At 43.5% G+C, this 21,467-nt stretch carries 22 protein-coding genes; 7 read left to right on the top strand and 15 right to left on the bottom strand.

All coding sequences use genetic code 11. The features are described 5' to 3' along the window. Positions 1-49 precede the first annotated feature (49 nt). The 4 genes from ACVBJC_RS19230 to ACVBJC_RS19215 all read right to left on the bottom strand — a co-directional run bounded on the left by ACVBJC_RS19230 (position 50) and on the right by ACVBJC_RS19215 (position 1,717). Positions 50-430 (bottom strand): hypothetical protein, encoded by a 381-nt coding sequence (locus ACVBJC_RS19230; protein ID WP_447162532.1) that lies wholly within the window; start codon positions 428-430, stop codon positions 50-52. A 115-nt stretch (positions 431-545) separates the two neighbouring features. Continuing rightward, on the bottom strand, positions 546-890 hold the full coding sequence (locus ACVBJC_RS19225; protein ID WP_447162531.1) for a hypothetical protein: 345 nt from the start codon (positions 888-890) through the stop codon (positions 546-548). A 117-nt stretch (positions 891-1,007) separates the two neighbouring features. Then, complete coding sequence (locus tag ACVBJC_RS19220; protein WP_447162530.1) at positions 1,008-1,274, bottom strand: hypothetical protein; 267 nt, start codon at positions 1,272-1,274, stop codon at positions 1,008-1,010. Positions 1,275-1,384: 110 nt separating this feature from the next. Further along, the gene (locus tag ACVBJC_RS19215; protein ID WP_447162529.1) at positions 1,385-1,717 is read right to left on the bottom strand and encodes a hypothetical protein; all 333 of its coding nucleotides are present in this window, start codon (positions 1,715-1,717) and stop codon (positions 1,385-1,387) included. A gap of 327 nt (positions 1,718-2,044) precedes the next feature. On the opposite strand from ACVBJC_RS19215, the gene ACVBJC_RS19210 reads away from it, so the two are divergent. The 3 genes from ACVBJC_RS19210 to ACVBJC_RS19200 all read left to right on the top strand — a co-directional run bounded on the left by ACVBJC_RS19210 (position 2,045) and on the right by ACVBJC_RS19200 (position 5,410). Continuing rightward, entirely contained in the window at positions 2,045-3,007 is a 963-nt protein-coding gene (locus ACVBJC_RS19210) for an integron integrase (protein WP_447162528.1), read from the top strand. Positions 3,008-3,483: 476 nt separating this feature from the next. Then, positions 3,484-4,278: a 5'-methylthioadenosine/adenosylhomocysteine nucleosidase gene (locus tag ACVBJC_RS19205; RefSeq protein WP_447162527.1), complete on the top strand. Its 795-nt coding sequence runs from the start codon at positions 3,484-3,486 to the stop codon at positions 4,276-4,278. A 157-nt stretch (positions 4,279-4,435) separates the two neighbouring features. Further along, positions 4,436-5,410, top strand: coding sequence for an FUSC family protein (locus tag ACVBJC_RS19200; protein WP_447162526.1), 975 nt, complete (start codon positions 4,436-4,438; stop codon positions 5,408-5,410). Between the two features lie 150 nt (positions 5,411-5,560). Here ACVBJC_RS19200 and ACVBJC_RS19195 read toward each other — a convergent pair whose 3' ends face one another. From ACVBJC_RS19195 to yqfB, 3 genes are all read right to left on the bottom strand, one after another. Then, the gene (locus ACVBJC_RS19195) at positions 5,561-8,671 is read right to left on the bottom strand and encodes an efflux RND transporter permease subunit (protein ID WP_447162525.1); all 3,111 of its coding nucleotides are present in this window, start codon (positions 8,669-8,671) and stop codon (positions 5,561-5,563) included. Further along, positions 8,668-10,041, bottom strand: a complete 1,374-nt coding sequence (locus tag ACVBJC_RS19190; RefSeq protein WP_447162524.1) for an efflux RND transporter periplasmic adaptor subunit — start codon at positions 10,039-10,041, stop codon at positions 8,668-8,670. Before ACVBJC_RS19190 ends, ACVBJC_RS19195 begins: the two co-directional genes overlap by 4 nt. Before the next feature lie 248 nt (positions 10,042-10,289). After that, positions 10,290-10,604 (bottom strand): N(4)-acetylcytidine aminohydrolase, encoded by a 315-nt coding sequence (gene yqfB, locus ACVBJC_RS19185; RefSeq protein ID WP_447162540.1) that lies wholly within the window; start codon positions 10,602-10,604, stop codon positions 10,290-10,292. Between the two features lie 228 nt (positions 10,605-10,832). On the opposite strand from yqfB, the gene ACVBJC_RS19180 reads away from it, so the two are divergent. After that, a complete protein-coding gene (locus ACVBJC_RS19180; RefSeq protein ID WP_447162523.1) occupies positions 10,833-11,081 on the top strand; it encodes a DUF2986 domain-containing protein in 249 nt (82 codons plus the stop codon). Positions 11,082-11,217: 136 nt separating this feature from the next. Here the strand turns inward: ACVBJC_RS19180 and ACVBJC_RS19175 are convergent, their stop codons facing one another. Together ACVBJC_RS19175 and ACVBJC_RS19170 are read right to left on the bottom strand one after the other, a co-directional pair. Next, on the bottom strand, positions 11,218-12,747 hold the full coding sequence (locus tag ACVBJC_RS19175; protein WP_447162522.1) for an MATE family efflux transporter: 1,530 nt from the start codon (positions 12,745-12,747) through the stop codon (positions 11,218-11,220). 44 nt (positions 12,748-12,791) lie between these two features. After that, positions 12,792-13,625 (bottom strand): ion transporter, encoded by an 834-nt coding sequence (locus tag ACVBJC_RS19170; protein ID WP_447162521.1) that lies wholly within the window; start codon positions 13,623-13,625, stop codon positions 12,792-12,794. 210 nt (positions 13,626-13,835) lie between these two features. Here ACVBJC_RS19170 and ACVBJC_RS19165 point away from each other — a divergent pair, with 210 nt between their 5' ends. Together ACVBJC_RS19165 and ACVBJC_RS19160 are read left to right on the top strand one after the other, a co-directional pair. After that, positions 13,836-14,351, top strand: coding sequence for a L,D-transpeptidase family protein (locus ACVBJC_RS19165; RefSeq protein ID WP_447162520.1), 516 nt, complete (start codon positions 13,836-13,838; stop codon positions 14,349-14,351). A 219-nt stretch (positions 14,352-14,570) separates the two neighbouring features. After that, entirely contained in the window at positions 14,571-15,131 is a 561-nt protein-coding gene (locus tag ACVBJC_RS19160) for a VOC family protein (RefSeq protein ID WP_447162519.1), read from the top strand. A 102-nt stretch (positions 15,132-15,233) separates the two neighbouring features. Here ACVBJC_RS19160 and ACVBJC_RS19155 read toward each other — a convergent pair whose 3' ends face one another. The 6 genes from ACVBJC_RS19155 to ACVBJC_RS19130 all read right to left on the bottom strand — a co-directional run bounded on the left by ACVBJC_RS19155 (position 15,234) and on the right by ACVBJC_RS19130 (position 20,687). Next, entirely contained in the window at positions 15,234-15,695 is a 462-nt protein-coding gene (locus tag ACVBJC_RS19155) for a MarR family winged helix-turn-helix transcriptional regulator (protein ID WP_447162518.1), read from the bottom strand. Next, the gene (locus tag ACVBJC_RS19150) at positions 15,661-16,686 is read right to left on the bottom strand and encodes a DUF2955 domain-containing protein (protein WP_447162517.1); all 1,026 of its coding nucleotides are present in this window, start codon (positions 16,684-16,686) and stop codon (positions 15,661-15,663) included. The genes ACVBJC_RS19155 and ACVBJC_RS19150 overlap by 35 nt, the downstream gene beginning before the upstream one ends. Before the next feature lie 23 nt (positions 16,687-16,709). Continuing rightward, complete coding sequence (locus ACVBJC_RS19145) at positions 16,710-17,759, bottom strand: HlyD family secretion protein (RefSeq protein WP_447162516.1); 1,050 nt, start codon at positions 17,757-17,759, stop codon at positions 16,710-16,712. Between the two features lie 408 nt (positions 17,760-18,167). After that, on the bottom strand, positions 18,168-18,413 hold the full coding sequence (locus ACVBJC_RS19140) for a hypothetical protein (RefSeq protein ID WP_220762826.1): 246 nt from the start codon (positions 18,411-18,413) through the stop codon (positions 18,168-18,170). 64 nt (positions 18,414-18,477) lie between these two features. Next, positions 18,478-19,539 (bottom strand): alpha/beta hydrolase family protein, encoded by a 1,062-nt coding sequence (locus ACVBJC_RS19135; protein ID WP_447162515.1) that lies wholly within the window; start codon positions 19,537-19,539, stop codon positions 18,478-18,480. A gap of 233 nt (positions 19,540-19,772) precedes the next feature. Then, positions 19,773-20,687 carry a M14 family metallopeptidase gene (locus ACVBJC_RS19130; protein WP_447162514.1) on the bottom strand — a complete coding sequence of 305 codons (915 nt, stop codon included), beginning with the start codon at positions 20,685-20,687 and terminating at the stop codon, positions 19,773-19,775. A gap of 221 nt (positions 20,688-20,908) precedes the next feature. On the opposite strand from ACVBJC_RS19130, the gene ACVBJC_RS19125 reads away from it, so the two are divergent. Further along, positions 20,909-21,289: an STAS/SEC14 domain-containing protein gene (locus tag ACVBJC_RS19125; protein WP_447162513.1), complete on the top strand. Its 381-nt coding sequence runs from the start codon at positions 20,909-20,911 to the stop codon at positions 21,287-21,289. The last annotated feature ends 178 nt before the right edge of the window (positions 21,290-21,467 follow it).

Genomic DNA, 21,467 nt, shown 5'->3' with positions numbered 1-21,467 from the left:
AGCGCAGCGGAACCGAGCAAACTATAAAAAGTCCCGCTTTAATTGCTTGTTATGTTTTTTGTGCACCATTGCTTAACAATAGAGCTACCAGCAATGTTGGAATTGCAGCATACATTAAAGGTGCTACAGCAAAGCCCATAAATACTAATAGATACACTAAGAATAAAACTATAGGCAGAGCAAAGTAAAATAGGTTTTGCTTAGTGAATAAAGTAAATGCTTTGCGAACTATTAAAACAATAATTAAAGATAAAATTGACGCAAATAATACGATTAATATATTTGGATAGTAGGAAACCACGAATTCATTATATGGTCGGAGAAACTCGGGGACAGGCATGGCTGCAACAACACCAGATAACCATACAAAGATATAAGCAAAAGAACTACCTAGTAGAAATGAAATAATATTTTTGTGCACCGAGGTCATAATTGACTCCTTCCTTGTGAAAAACATAACGCCTCATTAAGAGGCAAAAAATTGTTGGCCAAAATCAGCGAGGCACGAGCATGGCCAACTGTTTTTTGTCCTTTTGAATGACTTGTTATACGTTTTTATACAAATCGTGTAAGTATTCTTTTTCTGGGTCGTTTAGCAAAGTATTACCGTGAGTTAGCTTCAAGTTATTAGTACTCCCTGATTCAGAAATAGATCGCACACCATCTAATACACACAAAAAACCAAAGGCAGATTCATTTACAGCGTCAGATATAATACTTTTTACCATATCCTTATCAGAGTCACTTAATAAATTAAACCAAGCCGATTGTTTAACCAAGTTTTCATCGGGTTTTCTGCCTGGAGGTGATTTCAAATTATCTATTGTATATTCAATAGCAGATGTCGAAACAACATCTTCAATTACGGTAATAAACTCAGAGTTATTCACCAAGCCTCCTGAAACGTATAACGCCTTACTAAGCGGCGAGAAATAGTTTGCTAAAATTGCGAGGAACGAGCGCTAGCAAACTGTTTAGCGTCCGTTTGAGTAACTTGTTATATGCATTTAAGCTTCAATTAATACTACATCGCAAAAATATTCAGCTGGCTTCCAGTCATCTGTAGTTTGAGAAGTAATAATATCTACTTTTTTACCTTTGTAGCTTATACACTTTTCAGTGACTGCAGGGATTTGTCGAGACCATTTCTTATTTCTATCCGACATTTTTACTTCATGATTGTTTTCATTAGTAATGTACAAACTTCCATCTTGATCAGTACGTACGTTTGCAATTACACCGAAAGTTGTTCTTATCGTTTCTTTTTCTAGCATTTAAAACTCCAAACTAAGTAATGCATATAACGCCTCATTAAGCGGAAATTAATGGTTGGCTATAATCGCGAAGCGATGGCCAACTGTTAATTTTCCGTTTAAATGACTTGTTAGTGCTGACTCTCAACATCATGCATACAATGTTGGCAGTATGTTCCACCTAGTTCCATATCTCTTAAATAAGCATTTTCAAGATCATGGATATCTATATTTCCATCACAGTGACCGTCACATGACACATTAACCAAATGAGCAACATCTTGTTCATAACGGTATATTTGTTTGCTAGTAAGATTTTCTAAAGTAACTTCACCTATTATTTGACGAGATACTCCACGTGCTCTTTCATCTTCAATCATGTCACAATCAAGCAAATGATCTAATACTGCCACAAGTGCCTCTCTTGAACGTCTTTCTTCCATATATTCTACAATAGAACTCATAACACTTAACTCCTTTGATTAATGAATAGCACTAACATTTGTATAGTGCGCATGCGCGTTTACCTCATTAGACCAGCTAAAACGCGCACAACTAATCATTTGTATTTATTGATGAAAATAAAATATGGAACAATAACTTTTTAGAGAAAACGCGCATGCGCGTTTATCAAACCTGTTATTTAAATCAACACCTACATAAGACATTGATGTTATAGCACAAATCTTCCCTCCTCAAGTGTAAGTGAGCATTATTCACACAATATTTCCCTGAAAAACCGAGCAAAGTAGATAATACTGTATAAATAAACAGTTCAAGAGTGACTTCCCATGACAGCTAAAAAAAGCCCTTTCTTAACTCAAGTTAGTGAACATATGCGTATGCGCGGTTACAGTATCAAAACAGAAAAAGCATATTTGTACTGGATTAAAGCTTTCATTAACTTTCAGCAAAAGCGTCACCCAGAAGTAATGGGGCAAGCTGAAGTGACTCAATTCCTCAGTTTTCTGGCTAACTCACGTAATGTTGCTATTAATACACAGAAAGTGGCGCTCAATGCTCTTGTGTATCTTTATCATAAACACCTAAAACAAGATCTAGGCGACTTGGGGTTTAGATATGCCACCAAACAAAGGCAGTTACCTATTGTGCTATCTACCGAAGAAGTTTCTGAGGTGCTTTGCCAGCTTAATGGGCGAGACCAGCTTATTGTCGAGTTACTGTATGGCAGCGGACTGCGGGTTTCAGAATGTTTAAGGTTACGTATTCAAGATATCGATCTCGCACGCTGCTCACTCACTGTCAGAAATGGAAAAGGCCATAAAGACAGACAAACCATTCTCAGTCAAAAATGTACTATCAAACTACCTGCTTATATCGATGCTGCGCGTGCTATTCAGATTAAGGACAATACCTGTGGTGTGGGGCCATCTTTACCCAATGCACTAGAGCGTAAGTACCCCAATGCATATAGGCAAGCTGGCTGGATGTTTATTTTTCCATCAACCACCACAAGTGATAATCCGTACACTAAGACTCACTGTAGACACCATTTACATCAGAGTGTTATTCGAAAAGCACTTGCCGCTGCGGTGCGGAAAACCCATATCATCAAAAGAGTTACTTGCCATACCTTTAGACATAGCTTTGCCACCCATTTACTTCAAGCTGGGCGAGACATAAGAACGATTCAGGAGCTACTGGGCCACAATGATGTCAATACCACTCAAATCTACACTCATGTGCTTGGCCAACATTACGCAGGCACGGTGAGCCCGCTAGATAATCTTTAATACGGCTATCACGGAGCCCGACGGTGGTTTAAAAATAAGCTAAACCAATGAAAAAGTTGTAATAATAAAACATCAGCCTACTCGTTTCACCTTTTAAGTGATGGGCACTAAACCGCCTATTAATGAGATAGCTACAAAATGGTTTAGGCCCACCGGACAAATGCAACGATTACATCTATGTCACCGTTGCATTTGTGAACCGGCTCATATCAGGTGTTATGGCCGAACTTCCTAGGATAGACTGGCAACGATATCTAATCATTACCAGCTCAAGCGCGCGACTTGGTAACAGCAACCAAAAAAATAAATGTCATCCGTCTTCATTCGAAGGCCAACATTAATGTCCATTAAATCTCTTCCCGTTTAAAGCAAAACTTACCCACTTCACGTTCGTAATATATTGCTGAAAAGCACGTTTACTCTCACTGCTAATGTCATTATGATGCGCGCATCTTTACTATTGGGATGCCACTAAGATGCGCACCACTCTTGTTATTTTCGCTCTACTCTACTCACTGTTCTCGATTAACGCCCTTGCTCAAACTGATGCTAAAACGGGTACAGTAAACCATGCCCAGCCTATCGCTATTTTGGGAGCGATGGACGCTGAAATAGAAAAGCTACTGCCGGAAATTGAGCAACGCCAAACCCATACCATTGCCAAAAACACTTATTACACAGGTCTTATCAAAGGTAAACCTGTGGTTGTCGCTCGCTCTGGTGTTGGTAAAGTCAATGCGGCGATCACCACTTATGTGTTGATCAATCACTTTAATGTCAACAGCATTATTTTCACCGGTATTGCTGGCGCTGCGGGTCCTGAGTTGAATGTTGCCGATGTGGTGATCTCAACCGCGCTGGTGCAGCACGATGTTGACTTAACCGCTTTTGGCGCGCCAAAAGGTCAGCTTGATGGCTATAACGATCGTTTCTTCTACGCCGATAAAAAACTGCAAGCACTAGCCCTTAGCGCTGCGCAAGAGTCTGTGGGTAAAACGCGGGTACACCAAGGTGTTATTGCCACTGGCGATCAGTTTATTGCCGATAAAAGCGTAGTAAACATGTTACTTAAAGAGTTCAATGCTATCGCAGTTGAAATGGAAGGCGCCGCAGTAGCGCAAGTTACCGATATGTTCGATATCCCGTTGGTTGTCATTCGCACCATTTCAGACAAAGCCGATGGTTCGGCGCACTTAGTTTATGAAGAAGCCAAGCAGGTAACTGCTGATAACTCAGTGGCCATCACATTAAATATGCTTAGCAAGATGTAATCAATACAGTCTGAATTCCGCTCTCTATAAAAAAGGCGCTAAACCAGATGGTTTAGCGCCTTTTTTATATGGGATCAGCCCGTCTTATATAAACGACTATTCTTTTCTGCGACAACTTCTATACTTTTGTTAATCAACCTAAATATCAGAATCCATTATGTTTGTATATGAGCGTACCAGAGGTGTTCTTTTTTCTTTAGGTATGAGTTTGCCTATCATTTACGGCGCTCTCACGCAGCATTTTCTTCAAGCCGCATTTATGAGCCTTGGAGCCTTACTCGCTTTGCTACTCGACCCTCGCAGTCAGGCATTAAAGCAAATTCTCGCTATCGTTATCGGGGTGCTCGCGGTGATCCTAGCAGCAGCGCTGGGGTTGACCTTAATCGGTCATCCACACATGGCCATTGCCGCATTAATGGTATTTGGCTTTCTCGCTGGCCTGCCAAAACCAGAACACGCCTATTGGGGGTTACTCGGTAAATATATTGCCACTGCATTATTATTGGCTCAGCTGGGCTTCCCAGCTTCAATCAATATAGGCGCCGCTTATTTTTACGGTGCACTTTTTGCTTTAGCGCTTATTTTACTGCAAGGCTGGCTATATAAAATTGACGAGGTTGGTCACTCGCCTAGCAATGAATTTTTTCAAATCATTAAAGGTGATACTAACGGCCCTTTTTATGGCCTCACGTTACCGTTAACCATACTGGCTGCAACCCTCTGTGCTAATTGGCTGCATGTCAATCAACCCGGTTGGGTCGGCTTGACCATATTATTTGTGATGCATATTAACGATAGACTTTCTTGGCATCATTTATGGGATCGCATCGTTGGCACCTTACTTGGGATCATCATTGCCTACTTCTCTGTTCGCTATATTGATCAGCTTGGCTTAGCGCTGGTGATAGCCATATTTGCCTTTTGGATCCCGTACAGTCTCAGGAAAAGCTATTTACTGTTTAGCCTCTCAATAACGATCACCGTTATGGTGGCAATTAATTTTGCCTTAATGCCCAATGGCGATTTAAATCTAATGAGCTGGCGCTTTTATGACACAGTCATTGGCTGTTTTTGGGTCGCTGTCGCGCTCATTATCACCCATGGGATCCATGCTTTTAGAAACAAAAGATAAGTTTATACATCCGCTTTAAAGTCATCCTTTAGTGGATTGCATGTTGCTCTCTACTATGTGCATCACACTCTCTATTTTGTCAATATTTCATTAAAAAAGGCGCTAACCACAAGGGGTAGCGCCTTTTTAGCATCTATCATTACAAGCTGATTAGGCCTTTATTTCCTCATCTTTCTGACTAAAACTGACCTTGCCAAAATCGTCTAGAATCGCGTAACAGGCCGGGACCATAAATAGCACTAGCGCGGTAGATGCAAAAATACCAAATACCATAGAAACCACCAACGGCTGTAATACCTGCGCTTGAATACTGGTTTCAAGTAACAGTGGCAACATGCCCGCAGCTGTGGTTAGAGACGTAATAAATACGGCTCTGAAACGCTCTTTGCTAGCACTCACTACCGCTTGATGCACCGATTGGCCCTCTTCTACGTGAAAACGGATATATTGCACCAGCAATATCGAGTCATTGACCACCACCCCGGCAAGTGCCACAAAGCCAAGTATCGACGGCATGCTCATGGAATATCCCAGTAACAGATGACCCCATAACACGCCAATTAACCCAAGCGGAATAACGGCCATGACCACTAATGGTTCAATGTAGCTCTTAAACTGCAGGCTTAAAATGGCAAATACCGCTAGCAAGCCAACAATAAAGCCACTTGCCATTGAGTTTTGGGTGGTCGCGCTCTCTTTAACTTCACCTTCATAGCTGACACGAATACCGGGATAGCGCTTTTTAAGCTCAGGTAATAGCTCATCTTTAAAGGCGTTATTGATTTCGCTAGCGTTGGCTAAGTGAGTATCCACTTCGCCAGTTATGGTGACAAATCGCATGCCATCGAGGCGAGAGATCTTAACGTAGCCTCGTTGCCACTCAAAGTTGGCCACCGCAGACAGCGGTACTTGCTCGCCTGCGCTACCGATATTGATTGGGAAGTTCGCCAGATTTTCAAGCTTAGCGGCATCAATTTTATCTAGCTGTACATCGATTTGAATGCTCTCTGGCCCCACTTGAATGGTATCGGCTGTTTGATGAAAATAAGCGCCACGAAGCTGGCTCGCTAACATCATGCCGTTTACGCCAAAGGCTTCTGCCCCCGGTTTTAAAGTCATTAAAATCTCGGCTTTACCCGGCCTCATACTGTCCATCACGCCTGAAACACCATTAAAGCCTTGCAAGTATTGCTGCACTTCAATCGCCGCTGATTTAAGTTCGTTTAAGTTGTCACCGCGCACACGAATTTCAATCGCGCGCCCAGCAGGCCCCATCTTAGGCTGCTTAAAGACGATGGCAATCGGATCGACCATTTCGCCCACGCCCTGCTGCCATTCTCTGATAAAGGTGCTCATCAGTGTTTGGCGCACTTCAGCGCTGAGCAAGTCAACTTTTACCGTGGCAACATGGGCACCACTTTCACCGGCATCGGCGTTAAAGTTAAAGCGCTCAGTAATATGCTGGATAAGTTGTTGTCCGTCTTCTTTATCGCTGTATTTATCACCTAGCTGTTTAGCAACGCTGACCACTCGATTAACCACAAACTCAGTTTGCTCAAGCGTTGCACCCGGCGGCAAGATAATCCGCGCTTCGGCTACATCGCCGTCAAGCTCAGGAAAGCCGATAAACTTAACCGCGCCGCCAGCTGCCAGCGAAATAGAGATAAACAATAAGCTTATCACTGAGCCCATAAACAGATAGCGCCATTTGATCACCCACTCTACCGCCGCCACTAATTGTACCGTTCTGAAATGCTCAAACTGTTGGTTAAATTTTTGTTTGAAACGACTGGTTTTACGCTCTTTGCCTTTGGCGGCATGGGCCAGGTGGTTAGGCAAAATCAAAAAGGCTTCGACTAAACTCACGGTCAAGATAAGCAATAAGGTTTGCGGGATCACTCTGAGCACTTTGCCCATATCGCCTTCCATAAAAGCTATGCTGGAGAAGATAAATACCGTGGTTAAAAAGGATGATATGACCCCAGGCAATACGCGCTTTACCCCTTGAATAACGGCGTCAGTTTTACTCAAACCTCGCTCAATATGGGCCGCTATAGATTCGGCGATAACAATGGCATCGTCCATCATGATGCCGATTGCCATTAAAAAGGCCACCAGCGTCATAATGTTAATCGTTAAGCCAACTTGCGCCATAAAAAACAAGCTGCCCATAAAGGCGACGGGTAAGCCCATGGCCACCCAAAATGAGTAACGTAAGCTAAAAAACAACCACATACACAGGAACACAAGCACCACACCTTGCAAGCCATTTTCAATTAGCATATTAAGGCGATCCCACAGCAATGAACTTAAATCATTGGAAGTGCTAATGGTGATCCCATTGGGAGTGCGCAGTTTCTCAGCATCTAAAAAGCCGATGACTTCCTCTTTTAGTCTTAATGAATCTTGCGACTTATTCTTAAACACAGTCAAAATTGCGGCTTGTTCACCATCAAAGCGAATGCTCTCTTCATCAAGCTCGAATCTATCGGTAATGGTGGCAATATCACCAAGCCGTACGACTCCGCCCTGAGCGTCTGAGCGGATCACAATATTGGCAAGACGTTCGGGCTGCACTTCACGCTGATCGAAGCGAATAAGAATATTCTTACTTGGCGTCTCAACCGTGCCGCTAGGTAGCTGCACGTTTTGTTGTTCAATCTGTTTGGCTACATCGGCCACACTCATGCCTAGACGTTTAATCGCGCCGAGTGAGATCTCAACCAACAATTGGTGCGATGAAAAGCCCGCGATCTCCACTTGCCGAATACTGGTATCTAGCTTGAGTCGACGCTTTAAGTCTTCGGCGTAGGCTTTAAGTTCTGGCTTGCTGGTCGACGCTGACACCGCAATATCGATAATCCGCTCGTTAAAATCTAACTGTTCAACAATTGGCGGTTCAATTTCTGCCGGAAAGTCTTTAATTGCCGAGATCTTAGTTTGTACATCAACAAGGCTGCGGCCAATCTCAGCTTTATCGTCAAGCTTAAGTGTCATGCGAGCAACGCCTTCTAGCGCGTCACATTTGGTTTCAATAATACTACCAAGGCTATCGACGGCATCTTCCATTCTAAGGCAGAGGTTTTCTTCCACGTCTTGAGGGGATGCCCCGGGTAGGATCACTTGTGCACTGATGAAGTTTTTAGAAAACTCAGGAAAGGTCTCTCGCTTAAGCTGAGGCAGCGCCTTAATTCCTAGAATGATAAACGCCAACATCAACAAGGTCGTGGCGGTGCGATGACGGACAAAGAAACCGATCACGGCTTAATCTCCGCTTTGTTAGTTTCCGACTGCTTAGTGTTCGCTTTATCCGCGTTGTCGACATTAGCGTCATCAGTTTGAGTGCGCAGCGCCATACCGTTCACCGCCGGAATAAGGTCGGTTAACACTAACTTCATGCCATCGACGAACTCACCTTGCAGCGCCGCTTGACCTTCTTGACGAAAAAGAACCTGAACATCAATAAGCTGTAAGCGATTTTCTTGGTTCATGATATAGAGTTTGTCACCGTGCAGCGCGCGTTCTGGCACCATCCAGTAATCACGTTCTCCGCCTTTAATTCGTGCACTGACAAACATGCCGTTTACCAGCGGTGGCGACTGACCAATTTTAAGCTCACGGTACTGCTGCTCGACCTGCAATACCACACTGACAGTGGCTAATGTGGGGTCAACGGTTTCACCAATACGGCTGATTTTAGCCGGCCAGCTAAAGGAGTAAGTGGCTCCCTTTAAGTTGATCTCTGCGCTTAGGCCTAACGCTTCTGCGCGCGGTAATTGCATCTCTTGCCCTTGTGGCTTGTTGACGGTTTTCATCAGCGTCATCACATCGCCGAGTGACACTTGGGCTTCAACCTCCATGACCTCGATACCATTAATGCGCGCCAACACTTGCTGCGGCGACACCACTTGATTATTTTCGATATTCACCTCAGCCACGCGGCCCTCAAAAGGCTGACGTATTTCGGTTTTAGCTAGTTGGCTCTGAGCCTCCTCTTCACGGGCAACCGCTTGCTGTAATTGCGCCTTAAGAATATCGGTCTCATTGGGCATGAGGTTTAAGCTGTTATCTAATTCTTGTAATTTTTGCTGTTGAGCCAATAGGTTTTGTCTTTCGCCATCAAGCTCAGATTGTGAGATAAGGTTTTGCTTACGCAGTGTCTCTTTACGCTTTAAATCTGATTGCACTAGATCATAGCGATTGTTTTCAATTTGTAGCGATAGTTGTAAGTTTTTAAGCTGTAGGCCTTTACCGGCAAGCTGGCCTTCAAGGGCTTTACGGTCTGCCTGGGCTTGAGACAGTCGAATTTGATAATCCAGTGGATCGATAGACAGTAAGAGCGTGTCTTTTGGCAGGATTTTACCCACAGCGAGATCGGGATGTTTATATACCACGCGCCCGCCCACTTCAGGCAGTAACTGCCACTGAATTTTAGGACTAACACGCCCAAAGGCGTCGACCTGTGCCACAACAGGGACTTGCTTTAACTCAATGACCTCAACCAGCTTGCTCGGTTCGGCCTGTAATTCAAGTGGCGGATGACTACGTAGCTTAACCACTAAGATGAGCACCACAACACCGACCGCCACTGCTGGGAAAAAATACCACGGCTTTCCGTTTAAGCTAGACATTACCACTCTCCTCCATGGAAACCATGTTTGTTCTGTTTTTGAATCTTGCTGGTTAATCACTGGCGATACAAAACTGCGTTATTCACTTGAATGACGCAGTCTACTGGCTGCCGTTAGCTTTTGCATGGACTATCGTTATTCAAAAACCAGAGTTTTGAATAACAGCACACTACGAAAAATTAACCCGATTGCGGGCAATGTTTATTGAACTAAAACGTTAAGGATAAAACTGGCAAAGATAAAACGGATTAAACCAGACTAAAACGGATCATATACATTGAAGTGATCCCTGGATATATCTGCCTAATTAAGGTTTTAAGCTCTGCAAGACTCATATTTTCTTGGCTAGCATGGCTGTCATCTAAGTCATCATAAGCCACTTTTTCAACCGACAAGATATCCAGCTCACCGTAACAGCGACCATCTTCTAGATTTGACACGCTAACGCGCTGGCCTGCCTGATAAAAAGACTCTGACTCATCACGCAGTGTAATGGTTTTTTTGCCCGCTAAAATATCGACCTCAAAACGGCTAAAGAAGGTGATCTTATTCGGTGGATTCATCATGCTATCGATACTCTCTGCTGCATCACAATTGATGCTTTGTCTTTATTTTAATTCGAAGCGGCTCGTGGATACATGTTTTTGTATCAAGCAGGGTAAAATAGTCTATTACGCTGAATGAAATACTGCGGTAGCAGTCACGCCCCGTTTAGGGTAAAATCCGCATCCGATTTCTAGCTTGGCGCACAATGTGCCACAATTGTCATATAGGCATATCGTAGAGAACTCATGAACAGAAAACAGAAGATGATCAAAAAGACCGCAAAACGTGCTAAGGCTCGCCTTAACAAGCACACTGCGCCTACGATCAAAAAATATGTGTCTAAAGCTGAACGTGCTGAGCAGCAAGCTAAACTTGTTGCTGAAGAAGCTGCCCAGCAAGAAGCGCTTGCAGCAGAAGGGACGACTGAAACTGATGCGGCCACTAACGACGCACCGATAGCAAGCAACGACGAAAAAGCGGCGCCTGCTAACTAACTTTTACCAAATGTAACGTTTACCGACGGTGTCACTTTTACCCAGTGTGTTTGTTATCACTGGTATCTGTTATCGCTTGTATTTGTTGCTTAAAGTATCTGTTACTAAGAGTCTTAGTTATCAAGACTAATTGAGCTTATTTGGTTGAAACCTTCTCTTCTTGTCCACCAATAAGCTCAGCCACTTTGTTACTGGCTTCATTATCTTGCTCTTCATTGACCATGGCCATATTGGCACAAGATGAAGACATAGGATTTTGACTACTTAAGCTCAACTCCTCATCAAACTCAGTTTTATCTTCCTCTATCTGACTTTGAGCCCTATAGCGCCCACTAACGGCAGTTATTGCTTGAACCTTATCAACCAATCTGTAAGCGACGATAACACCCAATACACCAAATATAATCGAGCCGATAGCCTGACCAACCAACACGCCGTATACGCCTCCCCACTGTGCACCAAAATACACAAATGGAATCGTGCCTAACGTGGCCTTACCCACATTAAACAAGGTTGAGTACTTAGCCTTGCCCAGGTTATTAAATGAGGCGTTGGCGACAAACAATATGCCAGAAAAGATAAAAAACACCGCAATATAGGAACAGAAGAATAAGATAAGCTCTGCCGCATTACCTTTCATATCAAACGCGCTGACAATTTGATGACGAGTCAAGAAAAGCAGCAGTGAAACCCCAAGTACGTATAAGGTACAGAACTGAATCGCTCGGGTCAGTGACTCTTTCACCCGTGTAAATTCTAGTGCGCCAAAGTTTTGCCCAACAATGGGGCCAACAGCACCTGATAACGCGAAGATCATGCCAAATGACACCGGAATGAGTCGCCCAAGCACAGCCCAACCAGCAACATAGCCATCGCCAAAATCGGCAATGGCGCGCGTTACGACTCCATTTGCGATAGGGGTTGCCACGTTAGTGAGCATTGCAGGACCTGCAATAGCAAAAATGGGTTTTAAGTCTTCAACAAAATGTTCAACATTAAAGCGGCCCAGTAAGTTGTGTTTAACCACCACACCTCTTGCCGCTACCGCAAACACGGCAATACGTGCCAATACAGAGGCTACCGCCGCGCCTTCTATGCCCATGGCAAACATAAAGATAAAGATCGGATCAAATACCGCATTAACCCCGCCACCAATAAGTGTTGATACCATAGATAACTTAGCATCACCCACTGCGCGCAGCGCACTACCTAGCGCCATTGCAAGGCAGATAAACGGTAACGATGGTACGACAATATTCAAGAAGCTCTCGGCTAGCTTAGCTGTTTCTCCAGTTGCCCCCACTAGGCTCAATAACTCCGGAATAAACATGTACACCCAAAAGGCAACAAAGATACTTACTAACAGCGTGACAACGAGACTATTTAGCATTAGCCGTTTAGCTTTTTCAACTTCTTTGGCGCCAATTGAGCGCGACACTACAGCGCCAAGTGCTATCGATAAGCCAATGCCAATTGAGGTGGTAAAAAAGGAGATGGTACCTGCATAACCAACCGCCGCCGCTAGCTCTAACTCACCAAGTAAACTGAGAAAGAAAAGATCTAATAAATCGACCACAAACAATGCCGATATACCGACAGCGGCGGTTGAACTCATCACTAAGATGTGGCGTAAAATCGATCCCTGTACAAACTTGGCTACAGCCATAACACCTCTTAGCCTTTGGCTAATCCTTTAACATTGATGATTTTTTACAGGTCGGTCTCTAATTCGCTGCCACAATGATCACAGTATAGAGCATCCGTTTCATGCCCAACCTTCAAACAGTTACTGCAACGTCTTAAATCACGCGTGCGCCCAATCTCTTGTGAGATCTCTGCGGTTAAAATCCCCGTAGGAATAGCAATAATGGAATAACCCAGCAACATGGTAAATGCGGCAATTGCTTGGCCTAAAGGAGTCTGTGGCGTGATGTCACCATAACCTACCGTTGTGATGGTCACAATGGTCCAGTAAATCGATTTAGGAATTGAGCTAAAGCCATTATAAGGCCCTTCAACCACATACATAATTGCGCTCAACACAACCACGATAAGGCTTACGGAGAAAAAGAAGATGAATACCTTACGGCTCGACTGCATCATTGCGCGCAGCAGCAAATTTCCTTCGCTTAAATAACGTAATAACTTTAATACTCTGAAAATTCGAAATAGACGCAAGATCCTAATGACCATAGTGAAACTTGCACCAGGGAAAAACAACGCTAAATACGTCGGTAATACGGAAAGCAAATCAACAACGCCATAAAAGCTCTTGGCATAACTCAGCGGCTTAGCTGAGCAGTAGAGTCTTAACAGATACTCTATGGTGAAAATAACGGTAAATCCCCACTCAATAGTGACGATGATATCACCGTATTTTTCGTGGACACCTGCGACAGTATCTAAGAAAACTAACATCACGCTTAGCACAATACAGACCATCAAACTGATATCAAAATAACGACCAGCAGGCGTATCGGTACCAAAAATAACCCGGCGTAATTTAAGTTTTAGTATACTTTCTGACTCTTTATCGGTTGCCATTGTTACAGCAAATCCTTGCGCATATGGCGAAGATTTAATCGAGTAAAATTGATTAATCAACGCATTAAAATAAATGATATCAATAGTGTGACACGCATATAGAGATAGCTCAAAAATAATCTTAGCTTTTAGCGTCAACACTCACCGATTTTTAGGGTAATATGACCCCCATATTTGGCTCTGTTTTAGCTTATTGACTCAAGGTTTTTCATGCGCGTTATTGTTTTATCACTCAGTTTATTATTGCTTATCTTAAGTAGCCTCTTTTCACCGGCCACAATAGCGAGCGCTATGGTCAACGGTAAAGCCGATCTAGTTATCGTGACAAAGTCAGAAGCGAGTATGTCGCTGTTGCGCCAAGGTAAGGTGATAAAAAAATATCGCATTGCTATGGGTGACAATCCTGTTGGGCATAAGTTAACCGAAGGCGACCAGCGCACGCCAGAAGGGCGTTATTTATTAGACTACAAAAAGTCTGATAGTGCTTACTACCGCGCGATTCATATCTCCTACCCTAATGATGAAGACCGTTTACGTGCCGATGCGTTAGGCATTAGTCCAGGCGGGCAGATCATGATCCACGGTGAAAACCCTAACTCTAGCTTAACCCCTGAAGAAGCCCAGATGTATAATTGGACCGATGGTTGTATCGCGGTCACCAATGCAGAGATGGATGAACTTTGGCGCGCGATTGATGAAGGCACGCCGATTGAGATCTGGCCCTAAACATGGTTAAACACTCGCTTCTTTAAGTAGATAAGTTTATTTAAACAAGTAGCTTCTTTAAAGAGGCAGCTTCTTTAAACAAGCAGTTTATTTTTACAAACAGCTGCTTGATAAATTTGCCTTCTTTAAGTGATAGCCATTTTTATCCAGTAGGGTTCTGCAAACATTAGTCACACATAATTTCAAAATCCCGTGCCCTTTCACCTTTAAGGCCCAAGCATGACATACCAAGAATTAATCAATAGCTGGACGACATTCAGCCTAAATATCCAAGCCTTTACTCAAGAGTTAGGTCTAGATGAGCTGTCTTTAGAATGTGACCATACCGCGCTCAGAGTGAACAGTAACCAAAGCGCTGATGGGCTGAGAGCTGAGTTTGCTAAGGTTGGTAATATCATTTCAGACAACATGATTAACGGCCGCCCGATTTTGATTATCGAACTCACCACGCCATTAATGATGGGCACGAATGCCATTGAGTGTGTTGAGCTGCCTTACCCTAGCGACAAAGTCTACCCAACTGAAGGCTGGGAGCATATTGAACTGGTACTCGATTGTAATGCTATAGATTGCGATACATTGGCTCAGGCACTGCTCAAGCAAGCGCCACAGCTAGCCCCAGTATTAGCTGGTGAAACTGACATAAAAGTTAAAATGAGCTCCCCAAAAGGCGATAAAGAGCGCCTTGCGAACCCGACCATTGCGTTTAAAAAAGACGGAATTTGCGTCAAAGTGCATGCTCACGGCATTAAAGCGGTGATTGCATCGGAAGCGGAATAAAGCGCTAAATTTATAGACTCAATGGAGAATCCTAGGTTCTAGGTTCTAGGTTCTAGGTTCTAGGTTCTAGGTTCTAGGTTCTACAAAGTTTTAACCCATTAGTTAGTCATTTGCCAAAAAAACATCATCTTTTACCAGCTTACGGCAAAGCACTAATATCGTTTCTCTCTCCTGAGCAGTTAATGGCGCGTAAAACTGTTCAATAATTCCTGACAATATAGCGCTAGCCTGCTCTTTTACCTGTATGCCTTTATCTGTAATCGCTAAATATTTCGCTTTTTTATTTGTTTCATTTTTATAGCTGCTGATTAATTCGCGCTTAATGCAGTTATCAACTAGTCGCTTAGTCGCCGAGCGTTCACGCAGTAGGCTTTCAGCTAACCCTTGCTGCGGCATCTCGCCAGCATGGGCTAACACTTTAAGCGCACCTAACATTTCAAGACTAATGCCAAGCTTTGCCGTCAACGCTTGGTTAGCCAAGGTTCTAAATTGTTTATAAGCTAGTCCCATCATAAATGACGTACTAGCTTCAAGCTCCGGCACCATTTTGCTCGTCTGTGACATTGTGTTCTCTTCTGTTAGATAGCTGAAATAATAGGAATAATATACCTAATGTTAGCGCCAGTTCCCACGCTCTAAGTAAAATACTCTCCAACCCCATACTAGCGGTACCAATATAAAGTTGGATTGGTAGGACTGTCGCTAAAAGCGCATCGCCATGAAAGTCTCGTAACGCTTTTTTGGCTGTGACCATCTGGGTCGCAATCAAAAAAATAGCCGCGCCAACAATAAGCGTATAGTAACTGATAACCGCTTGATGGCCTGCAAGTAAAACGCTCACTATCACAGCAATGGCGCAGCCACCTACTTGAGTGATGAAGCGGCGCCTCACCACCTCTTTATAGGCATTGCGATCAATTTGAGTTGCTGCGGCGATGACTGGCACCATACAAAAGGTTGCCGAAAGCAGATTAATGTTCATCAATACCGCAATACCCGTGCCGATAAGACTCATAGTCACAAGTCTTTGCTGATAGGTGACTTGTTGCGGCTTAAATATCTTAGTCTTAGCGTTTTCCGCTAAGTCTGATACAGGGAAAAACCGAACGACAACCTTTGCGACACAAACAGTAATCAACATCGATAGAAAAATTTCACCAATTCTATCCGGCATGCTCTGACTACTAAATTGTGAAAAAATGACGATAAGAATCCAATTAAAAACCGGCATTATCATTGCGCCACGCTTAATGGGTGTATCTGCTTTTTTTCGCATCCAATCGACAAACAGTAAGCTAATTGTCCACACAATAAAGGGATGAGACTGAAACAGTTCAACAATCACAAGCGCTATAGATGCACTGAGCAGTGTTGGCGCAAAGGTTTTTACAAGATGACTCCAAGAGTAATCTTTTACTTTGGTCATCACGATTGTTGGATACAGCGCAAGGTAGACCGCAGAGTCAAAACGAAACATTTGGCCAACCAACATACAAAGCGTGATCACTAAGGTGATCCTAATGGCTTCATTTCTTTGCATTGCGTTAGAAAACATATTCGAACCTGACTTCAAACCTGTTAATACACATAGTGAAAGTAACTAACTAAGCTCATCCAGATCTTAGCACTAGCATCCACCAGCCAATTACCGTTTATCACCATCACACTGGCTCGAGAGCCTGAAATCAATTGCTTATTTAGATCATTAATAGTAATTCGAGTTCGAATTTTTTGCTGTTCCCTGATCCAGCGATCGCTATTAGTGACCTCGGCTAATTGATTGCTCATGCTCGATTGATCGTAAATGGCGCGATCCTGATTAATAATTTTTCCGTAAAAGATGTTACCAGGCAATGCATCGAACACAATCATCACAGGAGCGTCAGCTTGTATATGCTCAATGCCATTTTCATTGAAGTCTGCACTTAGCCAGCTGTCATGCTCATTTACAACAAACATGGCCGTCGCACCCGCCGCGACATAGCTTCCAGTTTGAAGTTGTAAATTACTTACCGAACCCGCGAGTTGCGCTGTAACCTGTGTATGTTCAAGCTCTAACTGAGCTTGAGCTAACTTTGCTTTGGCAAGTTCAATTGCGGCATTATCTTGTTCAGTGGCAAGCTCAGCTTTAATACGCTTCACATCTGCTTTGGCTGCAGACTCACTGCTCAATGCGACGTTATAGGCTAACTCGGCATCTTCTAGCGCTTGCTGTGTAACCGTGCCCTGCTTTAATAACGATTGATAACGCTTCATCTTACGGGTTGCATTCATTTTCTCTGAGCTGCGCTGGGATATAACCTGCTCAGCCGCAACTAACTCTTGCCCCTTGGCAGAGTTATCCTCTAATGCTTGATTAAGCTCAGCTTGGGCCTGTTTTACCGCAATCAGGTACTGACTTTGAACAATTGCAAATAATGGCTGCCCCTGAGTCACTTGCTGGCCATTCTCAACGTAGACCTGAGTAACCACCCCCGAAACTTCAGCGGCTATTGTCGCCACGTTCTTATGTACAGCAGCCTGTGTGGTGAAAGGGGCGATATTGTCTGTTGTGACCAAAAATAGCGAAAACAGTACGGCTAAGCTCAGTACTGCATAGCTAATATATTGGTATATTTTGTCTTTCATCTTCTCTCCACAAACATCACTTGCTCTAATTCCAGCATCTTTATTCGTTGGCCATAACGGGCTTAGGTGTTAGGTGTTAGGTGTTAAGCCTTGCTTCAACAGACTCATGAGTTGAACAGCCAGTTAACTTGCTACTTAAAAATTATTGTTGCACATACAACAACTGTGAATTCTAGACTAATTTTGTTGCATAGGCAACAATGGTCTTGCTAAAGTTTATTTTCTAGGCATTAAAAAACGCAGTCCCCCTGATTTCAGGTAATAGCTGCGTTTTCTTTTTTTAAGCTATGTTATAACTCTGGCTTGACGCCGCGCCTTACTCAAACTATTGATATGACCACATATTAAACACTTCCACCGCGATACAGATGTCTCAATTACTGCTAGCGAGTCTGAAGTCAGTTTAACTTAGCCTGCAAACCTTACTTTTGCGCGGCTAAATGCTCGGTAAAACTCAGAAACACTGCAAATAGCCAGAGCGAAGCTGACCACTAACTCAGGACGCTCAGGCGCAGTACTCAATGCTTGTAATAACGGCTCAGAGCGATAGATAAGATGACCGAGTAATCGACCTGTATTGAAGACACTCGCAATAAAAATGATTGGACAAATGATTAAGCCAAACCAAAACCAGAACTCGTTAAATACTCTCATTGCGCATTCCTTGCTACTTTGTGTTGATGGTTAATGCTCGTATTATGTTAATGCTCATTTTAAATTATAGGTATTGCTGAAACCAAGAGACTACCTCTTGGTACGCTTGCTCTTTATTGCGGGTTAAGCCGTGATCATCCTTATCATAAACAACCAGCTTATGACTCAAGTTATGTTGCTTCAACTTCTCGGCAAATGTAATTGAGTGACTGACATCGACTCGCCTATCATCACTGCCATGTAACAACAGAATGGGGACATTAGTCGGTAACTTATCGACCCACTTAATCACCGATCGCTTGTCAAGTTCAGCGGCTTTATTTTGACGATAGTCTGGAATACGTTTTTTATATACACGCTCCATATCAGGGCGCTGGCTAAGACCAGCTAACAGATCTGTGCTCCCGGCTATCGTCACTACCGCTTTAATATTTTCAAGCTGCTTTAATACTAGATAGTTTTGCATTCCCCCTCGACTCCAGCCAAATAGGCCAATACGCTCTGAGTCTGCACCAGCAATACTCGGAATATAATCAATCAAGTGAGTCACATCTTGTATATCTTTACCGCCAAATTCGTCCTCGACACTTACTCGGTCAACGGCTTTTGAGCCCGATTGAGAAAGGAGCTGAGCGCTATAGGAGCCCCTATATTGGCTGCCAATAATCACAAAGCCTTCTTGCGCGATGGGAAAAAGAGTGTGCATCATAGCGCTGAAGCCTACCCGGCCAAAGTCGCCGTTGCCACCGCGGTTAAAAACCACCACTGGTAAAGGTTTTATTGAGAACTTGGGTTTAATCACAAAGCCATCAACTGGAATGCCATCGACCATATAGGTAAACGTGCTGCAAGCTAATTCGCGCTGAGCATAATTAAATTTATGCCGTGGATATCGAGCTTCGAACGAGCTCATCGCATGACTTATCTGTTCTTGGGTATGGTAGTGCGGTTGGTACCTTTGCTTTACCTCTTTTTTCCACACATCGTAACTGGAGAATGTCCCGCTGAAGCAACCCTGCTGCTGGGTAACCTTGGGGTTTTCAATAAGCACCGATGAATCGCCGTTCAAGGGCGCAAGTACTGAGAGAGATAAAGCAAAAGCTGAGGTAGCTAAAACTATGCTCATTCGCAAATTTCCTTTTGCTGTTTTTTGTCATTATTATCGCAATCAGGTTAACTGAAAGTGACCTTTTACTTCAAATACATTTCTTCAAGCAGATGAAAATACAGGCATAAAAAAGCCTCATCTATATGACGAGGCTATTGTGCTAAAGCCGCATTTTTACTGCAAAATGCTAAACTAGAGCCTTAAACTAGAGTCATAAACCAAAGCCTAGGGTCACAGCTAAGAAGCAAAAGCTACAGGGTTAGCAAGTAATCCAGTCCACCGGTTATCGCAGCGACCTGCGCCACAATGCAGTTTTCATCATCTGATAATGGGCTATCAGGGTAGACTTCTGTTGTGGTGACATATTTTGCATCTGTCACGCCCGCGCATAAACCTAACGCTTTAGTCGCGTAATTAATCACGCCAAACTGAGCCAGAACAACACCAATTAACTTACCGCTGTCATCGGCTGGAGCGATATGAGTCACCTGCTCTACTGCTGTTATCATTGCCGTTTGAAACGCATCTTGTGGATTGATGGTATCGCCTACCAGATAGAATCCGTCTGGAATATTCCAGTTAGTGTGTTCTACCGCGTCACGCGCTGCTAATGCCGGTCTAAATTCACTGTTATCGGTATCGGTGGTTTCGTGTAGGTCAATATGGGCAAATATCTCCACCTCAAGTTCTGCTAACAGCTTAATTAACGCTGCCGACTCTTCTGCAGGGCTATCTGCATAGAACGAGCGATTAGGATCAATAGCTTTCGGGTTCCAGCGGTTAATGGTTTCATAACCCCAAGGGCTAATACACGGTGCCACTAAAATATTGAAATGCTTTGCATAATCAGCCGCTTTCGTTTCAACAAAACGAATCGCACCTTGAACGCCGCTTGTCTCGTAGCCATGCACGCCACCGGTCACTAAAATGGTCGCTTTGTTGTCATCCCAGTTTGGCGATTTAATGGCAAATAGAGGATAACGTGCAGCATCGTATGACAGCGCGCCATACTGCTCGACGTTAAAGCAGTCTTTAAGCGCTAGAATTTTACTCAGCACTTCATCTTGGTATGAGCGTTTAACCGACTGAGCATTAAACCACTGGGCTTTTTCTGCATCGCCCCACTTTTGGCCTTTGACACCAATTGAATATGCTTGCTGATCCATTATTATTCCTTTTGGCTTGGTTTTCGCTCCAAGCTCTTCTATACCTAGTACCCAAATAACACCTGATTTTTATAGCTAAACAGGCGAAATTAAATTGCCCGAAAGCATAAACGTGATATTCATCGATATCAATGCAGTTGTCTGGATTAGTTTTCATGGCGCGAGTGATATCAAATCAACAAATACTGTATGACGCGCATTATCTAACAAGGAGAGTCTATATGAATGCACTAAGACACGGTTTCTCTATCGGCATAGAGAGAGTGAGTGACGAGTTTTACTTAACCCTAAAAGCCAAAGGTAAGCTTACCCATAGCGATTACCTCGCGATTACCCCTGTCATTGATTCCGCCCTATCGGAGGTCAAACAGCCTAAGATTAAAGCCCTGTTTGATGCGACAGAGCTTGAAGGTTGGGAGCTTAGCGCTGCTTGGGATGACTTTAAACTCGGGCTTAAACATGGCAATCAATTTGTTAAAATAGCCCTATACGGCAATAAAGGTTGGCAAGAAACCGCCACCAAACTAGGGCGCTGGTTTGTCGCAGGAGAAATTGAATTCTTTGACAATGAGGATGCTGCGTTGACTTGGTTACATGAATAAGCTTTCTAACACCTTATTGCCCTAGATTGCTTACCTTTTTTGACTCGATAGTTGCCGAGATGGTAAAAGATAAGCCAAAAATAAAAACGCCAGCATCTGCTGTAATGCCGTTCACTTAAGGTGAACGGCATTTTTATTTTTGGCATACCGTTGAGGCCTTGGTTTTACTGTTCTGGGG

The organism is Shewanella sp. 0m-6 (assembly GCF_052977325.1).
The sequence above is the reverse complement of the archived record's forward strand: the minus strand, read 5'-3'. Positions and strand labels throughout refer to the sequence as shown.